We start from the raw sequence: 8,166 nt of genomic DNA, 5'->3' as shown, positions 1-8,166 counted from the left end.
CCACCTCGGCCTACTCCAACTCGCCTGCAGCATCATCTGCTTGAGACGACTCCGAACCTCATTCTGAAACGATCAGTAAGCCGTAGGTGCCGGGATCAATGGACGCAGTGCCGGCCAAGCACCGTGTGCGGCGCTGTCCTCCCGAAGACGCGCTGTCGCGCACCGGAGGTCGCCCTCGGCTCGTGCGTCCAATGAGAGGTCGTCTTCGCCTGGGCTCCCCGGGTGGTGCAGTCGGTCGGTAACCGGACAGCCCGGACACCTGCATTTTGATCTGTCCGGCCTGTTTGTGCAGGTGAGAGCCTTATCCGGACGGCCGGACAGGTAGGACACGGCCTGTCCGATGACGTGCTGTGTCCCGCGTGGCACCCTTGGCAGCGAGTGATGGAGAGAGGAGCCGAAGTGCCTGAGGCCAGTCCGCGTGGAACCTACCTGGTCGTTGCGGAGGCGTTGCGAAGCGAGATCGAAGAGGGAGAGGGCGTCGACGCCCTGCCGTCAGAAGCTGAGTTCATGCAGGCGCACGGCGTCTCGCGCAACACAATCCGCCGTGCTCTGAAGGTTCTTGAAGCCGACGGTCTTGTTGAGTCCGCTCCCGGGATCGGGTGGCGCGTCGTTCGGGGCGGTGACCGTCGGTCTCTCGCAGAGCGGATGGCCGATGTGATCACAGAGGACTCACTCTCACTGGGTGACACATACCCGTCCGAGGCGAGACTCTGCGAGCGGTTCGGTGCCTCCCGCACTGCCGTGCGCCGTGTGCTTGCCCAGATGGAAGGAAACGGCCTGCTCGCCACCGTTCATGGCAAGGGGCGAACCGTACGCGCTCTCCCGACCTCCACCGTCCGGCCGTAGTCTTGGCCGCCATGGGACTGACTGAGTGGGCGTACTCGCTCGCCGAATCGCTGCTGTCCGATCCGCTCCCGCGTAGGTGGGCGCACTCGCTAGGGGTTGCCAAGCGAGCTCGCTTTTTGGGCCCGGTCATGGGTGGCGATGCTGAGTTGCTGGAAGCCGCCGCGGTGCTGCATGACATCGGGTACTCGCCGAGCATCGCCCACACCGGCTTTCACCCGTTGGACGGGGCGCGGTTCCTCCGAGACCAGGAAAAGGCAGACGAGCGGGTCGTTCGTCTCGTGGCTCACCACTCTTGCGCCCTGCTGGAAGCCGAGGAGCGCGGGCTGAGGCAGGAGCTAGAGGGGGAGTTCGAGCTAGAGCGTCCGGACCTGGTCGATGCCCTGCTGTACTGCGACATGACGACGACGCCCGACGGGACGCAGACCACGCCGGCCGAGCGGCTGGACGAGATCGTGCAGCGGTACGGTCCGGACACGATCGTCGGGCGGTTCATTCAGCGTGCGGCCCCCGAGATCCACGGAGCGGCGAAGCGTGTCGAGGGACGGTTGGCGCAGGTCTCCACCGAAGCTCAGCCGATGTAGGGCTCTCGTCGCGATTTATCGAGTCCGTGCCGGATGCGCAGCATCATCGACGGGTGAATATCCAGTCCGTCAAGGTCCGCTGGGTCAACCCAGCGGACCTCCTTCGACTCGCTACTCGTGCGCAAGGAACCGCCGACGGGGTGTGCTCGGAAGCAGATGGAGAACTGTTGCCGGACCTCTCCATCGTCGTAGGCCAATACGTGCTCAGGGTCGGTGTAGAGCCCCACGATGCTGTCTATCTCAACGTCAATGCCGGTTTCTTCCGCGACCTCACGGACGACCGTGTCACCGATGCGCTCGCCGATGTCGTGGCCACCGCCGGGCAGTGCCCACAGATCGTTGTCCGTCTTGTGGATGAGCAGCAACCGCCCCGCGTCGTCTCGGACGATCGCGGTGACCGAGGGCACCACCGAGTTGGCCTGAGGAGCGTTCGGGTCGCGGAAGTAGTCGATGCGGCTCATCAGGCAGTGCCTTCCCAATCGGCAGGTGAAGAGATCGGGCGGGCCAATTCCCAGACCTTCTCAACGCTCTCAGCGTAGGCGTCGAAGAGTTCACCGCCGGGCACGCGCCGCAGGTGCAGCACGGGGGCCATGTAGGCGCCGACGCCGTAGAGGTGCCCGTTTGCCAGCATCTCGTCATCGGCCCGGTAGATGGAGTTGTAGAGGGTCGTACCGTGCAACCGGAACTCCACGCCGGGGAGGCCGAAGAGCGGGCCGTAGTTGATGAGGGCGTTCCGGATCTTGCCTGCCATCGCCGGGCCGATCCCTTCGTCCTCGCCGCGCACCGCCACGGCAGGCGACGTGGGCTCTCCCAGGATGAAGCGGATGGGCACTCCGTCGGCTGACTTCTCTTTCACGATGCGGTGTAACGACGCGTCTTCCGTGAGCCAGAACCCGGAGTACACCAACAGGTCAAACTGACGGGTCGCCTTGGAGTAGAGGTTCGTCCAGAGGGTTTGCATTACGACGGACCGGTGTGGATAGAGCCTGACCAACTCCGCGTTGCCGGCGGCCGCGACCTCAGCTGACGTGCGCTCGTCCGGCCACAGATAGGACACCTCGCACCGCAACAGCGATGCTGTTGCGAGCTGGAAGCGGCGATATGGCTTGCGCTCAGGTTCGTTGATCCATCGCTCGACCGTCTTGGCCGCGACCCCGAGTCGTTCGGCGACCTCATCGAGTGTCAGGCCCAAGTCCACTATCGCGCCGCGCAGTCGCTCGTTTGCCACGTCCAACCTCCCACCACTCGGGACGACTTGGTACGACTTCACGCTAGCGAAGAACGACCCAAGTCGTACAGGTACGAAGTCGAGCGTCGCCGATGCCGACGCCAGTCTGTAGGTACATCGAGCGCAAGGGGCTCGCAGCACTCAAACAGCCGAAGGGCTTGACGGAGCCAACCCATCTCTGCAAGATGAGGAACACGTAATACATGTTCCTCGAGGTGCCGGGGGCTCCGGACTCCGTACCGCCTTGACCGTGCACGTGTCCGACCTGCGGGACTCCCCAGCAAGGTCGCCCGCCGTCGGACATCTCCCTGCCCCATCGACTCAGGAGAACGTCCATGCGCATGTACATCGGCCATCAACAGGCCGTCTCGGCTGAGGACTTCGTGGAACTCGCCCTTGGCACGCCGGTTGAGCTGTGGCTCGGGGTCGAGGGCGAGACGGATGAAGAGCGCGCGGCCCGCCTGGACGCGGCGCGTGACATCCTCGCCGACCCCGAGTACAGCAACCTGCCGGACGACGTGGCCCGCATCGCCGCCGAGGTGATCGAGGCGCACGCCCCGGAGCTGTTCAACGTCGTCCCGCTGGCGCGCCCGACCAGGCGCCGCCGGTCCTCCCGGAAGGGAGCAGCGGCATGACGACCGCAACCGAAACGGCACGGCCGACGGTGCCGCCGCTGACGAAGCCGGAGATGGGCCTTGCCGGACTGGGCGCGCTGGCCGCGGCCGGGGTCGGCGCCCTGGGGCTGATCGCCTCGTTCGACGCGGTCTCCTCTGCCGCCGCCCGGTGGGGCTTCGGCGCGCCGTGGATGCTGCCGGTCGGTATCGACGTGGCCATTCCGGTGTTCACCGTGGCCAACCTGCTGCTGATCCGGATGGACATGGCTTTGGCGTGGGTGCGGTTCGTGCCCTGGGCGCTGACGCTGGTCACGTGCGGGCTGAACGTCGCCGCTGGGCACTCCCTGTGGGCGAAGGTCGCGCACGGCACGATGCCCCTGCTGTGGGTGGTGTTCTCCGAGATCGGCGCCCACGTCTACGCCGTGCGGATCGGCGCCGCGACCGGCCGGCGGATGGAGAAGGTGCGGTTCTCCCGCTGGATGCTCGCCCCGCTGTCGACGTTCGCCCTGTGGCGGCGGATGACGCTCTGGGAGATCACGTCGTACTCCGAGGCACTGAAGCGAGAGCGTGAGCGGCAGTTGGCCCGCGCCCGGCTGCGCGAGCGGCACGGGCGGCGGTGGCGCTCCAAGACGCCGCGCCCGGAACGCGTGCTGCTGAAACTGGGGGAGCTGGCCCCGGCGGGCGAGGAAGTCCCGCCCGTGCCGCCGCAGGGCCCGGAGCCGTCGAAGCAGGAGGCGCCCAAGCCGCCGCGCAAGCGCACCACGCCTGGCAAGGCCAAGGGCAAGACCGCCAAGGCGCCGCGGACCCCCGCGGAGCTGCTGGCCGAGGCGCGGAAGGCCACTGCCGAGTGGGCGGACGACGCGATCAACGCGGAAGCGATCCGCAACGTGGTGCACTGCTCGGCTGCCAACTCCCGTGTGCTGCGTGACCTGTTGCTGAGCGAGCGGGGCGAGGGGCGCCGTCTGCACCCGGTTGACGAGGACGGAGCGGCGGCATGAGCGGGCTGCGGATCGGTTCGGTGTGCACCGGATACGCCGGTCTGGACATCGCCGTACAGCAGGTGTTCGGCGGCTCGCTCGCGTGGGTCGCGGACAACGACCCCGGCGCGTCCCGGATCCTGGCCCACCACTACCCGCACGTGCCCAACCTCGGGGACATCACCGCCGTCGACTTCACTCGCGTGGCGCCGGTCGATGTGGTCTGCGGGGGCTACCCGTGCCAGCCGTTCAGCACCGCCGGCCGCCGGAAGGGAACCGCAGATGCCCGGCACATCTGGCCCCACATCGCCGCCGCCCTTGGCGTTCTTCGACCCCGCTTCGCGGTCTTTGAAAACGTCGCAGGGCACCTTTCCCTTGGCTTCGACACCGTCCTCGGTGACCTTGCCGCCCTCGGGTTCGATGCGCGCTGGGTGTGTGTACGGGCGTCCGACGTCGGCGCGGCTCATCAGCGCAACCGGCTCTTCATCCTCGCGTGGCCTGCCGACCCCGGCAGCGCGGGACTGGCGCGGGGGCGGGCAGCGCGGACAGCTCCCGACCGCTGTCAGCCTGCTGCCGACACCGTCGACCTCGGAGAACACCGGTCCGGGACACGCGGCACAGGGCGGGATGAACCTGCGGCACGTCGTCTCGCTGCTGCCCACCCCCCGCGCGTCGGAGAACGAGAACCGGCAGACCAAACGCACCCCCTCGCAGGAAGCCGGGACGCACGGCAAATGCCTGGCGGCGGAGGTGGCCAGCCTGCTGCCGACACCGGCCGCGGCCACGTGGCCGGGCAATCAGTCACCGACGCCGGGGGCGACGCTACGGCCGTCCCTGCACGCGGTGAGCACGTTGCTTGGGGCGAGTACGGTCCCGCCGTCGCCCGCTGGGAAAGCGTCCTCGGACGCCCCGCTCCCGGGCCAGTTGACGCTGTGGGACGACTGAACCCGCCGTTCGTCGAATGGCTCATGGGCCTGCCCGATGGTCACGTCACCGCCGTGCCGGGGCTGTCCCGCTCCGCTCAGCTCAAGGCACTGGGCAACGGCGTGGTGCCACAGCAGGCGGTGGCCGCGCTCTGCGCCCTGGCACTGCCCGACGGGCTGCCGGAAGCGGCGGTGGCCTGATGCCCGCAGCGTTCGGCAAGTGCTACGACCCGACCGGCGCCCTGCACGGCATCCCCACCTATCCGTGGCGCCTGGCCCCCGACGGCCTGGCCACCCGCCGGCAGCTCCGCACGCGTGGGTTGCGTCCGGGAGGTCAGCCGATCGCGGCGCAGGTGATGCGCGTCAATCGGCGGGCCGGGGGCGTGCGGGTCGCCTACTTGTACGGCGTCGACCACGCCATGCCGGTCCGGCCGATGACGTCGCGCAAGTGGGGTGCGCTCGCCCTGGCGATGCTCGCGCGGCGTACCTGCCCCCGCTGCCTGATCGATGTCGGCTACTGCATCCCGCGCTCGTACGGGATCTGCGGCCTGTGCATTGCCACCGAGGAACAGCGCGCCGCGTGACAACCGCGACGGGCCCGACCGCCCACCTCTCACAGCGTCGGCCGGGCCCGCCAACCTCCCCGTTTGGAAGGAACCCTCAGTGAAACACCCCGACGACGACCACGAACTGTTCAACCGGCTGGAAGCCGAGATGGCCTCCGCCTCCAAGGGCGACGTGGTCGACCTGGACAAGGTCCGGTCGGCCCGTGCCGAATCGGCCGACGGCACCCCCAACCCGTCGCCCGACGCGTCCGCTGACTCTGAGCCGACCGAGTTGGCCGACTCGGAGACGGGGGAGTCGGCCAACTCCGGCCCGACTCTGGTCGACCGCCCGGCGCCGACTCAGTCGGGCCCCGGTCTGATCGACCGCATTCGCGACTCCAAGCGGCTGGACGTCATCCCGGCGTGGATGAAGTCGGGTACCGAGTTCAAGGACGCGATGAAGTGGCTGGCGGGGCACGCCTGGCACACCATCGCCTTCCACGCGGTGCGGGTGCCGTTCCTGTACGTGCCCAAGCTCATCTGGCGCTCCCCGCGCGGTCTGGCCAACACCCTCACCAGGGTGGGGCGCTGGGCCGTGGATGCCGAGGGCGAGCCGCTGCGGCAGGCCGAGGCGCGCCGCGAGAACTCCGAGCTGTACCTGAAGCTCTCCCGTCAGCGCGACCGCCGGGTACGCCTTCGGATGCTCCTCACCGTGCTCGCGGGACTGTTCACCCTGGCCATGGGCCTGTTCCTGGTCTTCGGCGCGGAGCTGCGCACGCAGGTCATCGCCGCCGCGGTCACCATGCTGGCCCTCGGCTGGCTCGGAGCGCCGGCGGATGCGCCGCTGGCCACCCGCGCGGTCATCAAGACCGAGGTGCAGAAGCTGACCAGCGACATCGTGGTCAAGGCCATGGCGTCCATCGGCATCGGCCAGATCGCGTCCGCGGTCGCCAAGGGCCAGGACGGCATCAGGTTCGTCGCCCCCATCACCCGCGAGGGTCCGGGCTGGCGCGCGGACATCGACTTGCCCCTCGGGGTGACCGTGGCGGATGTGGCCGACCGGCGCGCCCGGCTCGCCTCCGGTCTGCGGCGCCCGCTGGGCTGCGTGTGGCCGGACGCCGACCCCAACGAGCACGAGGGACGGCTCGTCCTGTGGGTGGGTGACCGGGACCTGTCCAAGACCGGCATCGTCAAGTGGCCGCTCGTGAACGCCCGTCGGCACGACATCTTCAAGCGTGTGCCGTTCGGCATCGACCCGCGCGGCCGTGCCCAGTCGGTGCCGATGATCCAGCACAACATCCTGGTCGGCTCTCTGCCCGGCCAGGGCAAGACCGCTTCCGTGCGAGTGCTCGCCTGCGGTGCGGCCATGGATCCGTCGGTGGAACTGTGGCTGCACGAGAACAAGGGCACCGGCGACCTGGACTCCCTCGAATGCGTCTCGCACCGGTTCGTCTCCGGCATCGACGACGACTCGATCAAGTACGCAGCCGACTCCCTCAAGCTGCTGCGGGAGGAAGTCATGCGCCGCGCAGGCGTGATCAAGAAGCTGCCGCGGGACCTGTGCCCGGACAAGCGCATCACCCGCGCCATCGCCGACAAGCGCTCGCTGAAGCTGTGGCCCCTGGTCGGCGTCTTCGACGAGTGCCAGAACCTCTTCGCCCACCCCAAGTACGGCAAACAGGCAGGTGACGACGCCGAGTTCATCATCAAGCTCGGTCGCGCCCTGGGCGTAATCCTGGTTCTGGCCACGCAGCGACCGGACAAGGACTCGCTGCCCACCGGGATCAGCGGCAACGTCTCCATCCGCTTCGCCCTCAAGGTCGCGGGCCAGGTCGAGAACGACATGATCCTGGGCACCTCGGCGTACAAGAACGGCGTGCGCGCCACCTCGTTCCGCCCGGAGATCGACGCCGGTAACGGCTACCTCGCTGGCGCGACGGCGCTGCCGGTCGTGGTGCGCACCGCCTACCTGGACGACAACGCCACCCACGCCATCGCTCAGCGCGCGCTCGCGCTGCGCAAGGCCGAGGGCACGCTGTCCGGGCACGCGCTCGGGGAGGACGCGGAGAGCACGTCGGGGCCGTCGTACGACCTGCTTGCGGACGTCACCGCGGTCGTGCCCGCCTCGGAGGAGCGGGTGTGGAATGAGCGAATCGCTGCTCGGCTCGCGGAATTGCGGCCGGAGGTCTACGGCGGCTGGAAGGGCGAGAACGTCACCAGCGCGCTCAAGCCGCACGGCATCAAGACCACCGGCGTGGCCGGGACAACGGACGACGGCGCGCGCACCACGCGCCGCGGCATCGTCCGCGCCGACCTCACCAAGGCCATTGCGGAACGTGACGAAAACCGGGGCGTCGCCTAGCCCCACGGGGTCGCTACCGGTAGCGGGCTCGCCTGCTACCGGTAGCACCCCCGTTAGCACCCCAAACCGCACCTGATCTGCGATCTAGCG

Annotated in this window: 10 protein-coding genes and 1 pseudogene; 9 read left to right on the top strand and 2 right to left on the bottom strand. The window is 68.7% G+C overall.

The window, feature by feature from the left end; translation table 11 throughout:
* Positions 1-399: 399 nt before the first annotated feature.
* Together ACX28W_RS27310 and ACX28W_RS27305 are read left to right on the top strand one after the other, a co-directional pair.
* The gene (locus ACX28W_RS27310; RefSeq protein ID WP_459002166.1) at positions 400-846 is read left to right on the top strand and encodes a GntR family transcriptional regulator; all 447 of its coding nucleotides are present in this window, start codon (positions 400-402) and stop codon (positions 844-846) included.
* Between the two features lie 11 nt (positions 847-857).
* Positions 858-1,427, top strand: a complete 570-nt coding sequence (locus tag ACX28W_RS27305; protein WP_459002165.1) for an HD domain-containing protein — start codon at positions 858-860, stop codon at positions 1,425-1,427.
* Here the strand turns inward: ACX28W_RS27305 and ACX28W_RS27300 are convergent.
* The gene (locus ACX28W_RS27300) at positions 1,415-1,888 is read right to left on the bottom strand and encodes an NUDIX domain-containing protein (protein WP_459002163.1); all 474 of its coding nucleotides are present in this window, start codon (positions 1,886-1,888) and stop codon (positions 1,415-1,417) included. The two genes, ACX28W_RS27305 and ACX28W_RS27300, sit on opposite strands and share 13 nt — an antisense overlap.
* On the bottom strand, positions 1,888-2,655 hold the full coding sequence (locus tag ACX28W_RS27295) for a helix-turn-helix domain-containing protein (RefSeq protein WP_459002161.1): 768 nt from the start codon (positions 2,653-2,655) through the stop codon (positions 1,888-1,890). Before ACX28W_RS27295 ends, ACX28W_RS27300 begins: the two co-directional genes overlap by 1 nt.
* A 335-nt stretch (positions 2,656-2,990) precedes the next feature.
* Between ACX28W_RS27295 and ACX28W_RS27290 the strand changes: the two genes are divergently transcribed.
* The 7 genes and pseudogenes from ACX28W_RS27290 to ACX28W_RS27260 all read left to right on the top strand — a co-directional run bounded on the left by ACX28W_RS27290 (position 2,991) and on the right by ACX28W_RS27260 (position 8,076).
* Positions 2,991-3,290 carry a hypothetical protein gene (locus tag ACX28W_RS27290; RefSeq protein WP_459002160.1) on the top strand — a complete coding sequence of 100 codons (300 nt, stop codon included), beginning with the start codon at positions 2,991-2,993 and terminating at the stop codon, positions 3,288-3,290.
* A complete protein-coding gene (locus ACX28W_RS27285; protein ID WP_459002159.1) occupies positions 3,287-4,267 on the top strand; it encodes a DUF2637 domain-containing protein in 981 nt (326 codons plus the stop codon). The genes ACX28W_RS27290 and ACX28W_RS27285 overlap by 4 nt, the downstream gene beginning before the upstream one ends.
* Positions 4,264-4,683 (top strand): annotated as a pseudogene (locus ACX28W_RS27280) (DNA cytosine methyltransferase); the annotation flags it as partial. The gene ACX28W_RS27285 and the pseudogene ACX28W_RS27280, both read left to right, overlap by 4 nt.
* Before the next feature lie 190 nt (positions 4,684-4,873).
* Entirely contained in the window at positions 4,874-5,191 is a 318-nt protein-coding gene (locus ACX28W_RS27275) for a hypothetical protein (protein WP_459002186.1), read from the top strand.
* Positions 5,179-5,370, top strand: coding sequence for a hypothetical protein (locus ACX28W_RS27270; RefSeq protein ID WP_459002184.1), 192 nt, complete (start codon positions 5,179-5,181; stop codon positions 5,368-5,370). The genes ACX28W_RS27275 and ACX28W_RS27270 overlap by 13 nt, the downstream gene beginning before the upstream one ends.
* Positions 5,370-5,753 (top strand): RRQRL motif-containing zinc-binding protein, encoded by a 384-nt coding sequence (locus tag ACX28W_RS27265; RefSeq protein WP_459002157.1) that lies wholly within the window; start codon positions 5,370-5,372, stop codon positions 5,751-5,753. The genes ACX28W_RS27270 and ACX28W_RS27265 overlap by 1 nt, the downstream gene beginning before the upstream one ends.
* A 79-nt stretch (positions 5,754-5,832) precedes the next feature.
* Entirely contained in the window at positions 5,833-8,076 is a 2,244-nt protein-coding gene (locus tag ACX28W_RS27260) for a P-loop NTPase family protein (RefSeq protein ID WP_459002156.1), read from the top strand.
* The last annotated feature ends 90 nt before the right edge of the window (positions 8,077-8,166 follow it).

The sequence above is a fragment of the Streptomyces sp. SD15 genome (assembly GCF_054462255.1).
This window is presented reverse-complemented; position numbering and strand designations above follow the sequence as displayed.

Coding starts and splice junctions, on each gene's coding strand:
- ACX28W_RS27305 (WP_459002165.1), top strand. CDS start 858: ATGGGACTGACTGAGTGGGCGTACTCGCTCGCCGAATCGCTGCTGTCC.
- ACX28W_RS27300 (WP_459002163.1), bottom strand. CDS start 1,888: ATGAGCCGCATCGACTACTTCCGCGACCCGAACGCTCCTCAGGCCAAC.
- ACX28W_RS27290 (WP_459002160.1), top strand. CDS start 2,991: ATGCGCATGTACATCGGCCATCAACAGGCCGTCTCGGCTGAGGACTTC.
- ACX28W_RS27285 (WP_459002159.1), top strand. CDS start 3,287: ATGACGACCGCAACCGAAACGGCACGGCCGACGGTGCCGCCGCTGACG.
- ACX28W_RS27265 (WP_459002157.1), top strand. CDS start 5,370: ATGCCCGCAGCGTTCGGCAAGTGCTACGACCCGACCGGCGCCCTGCAC.
- ACX28W_RS27275 (WP_459002186.1), top strand. CDS start 4,874: ATGAACCTGCGGCACGTCGTCTCGCTGCTGCCCACCCCCCGCGCGTCG.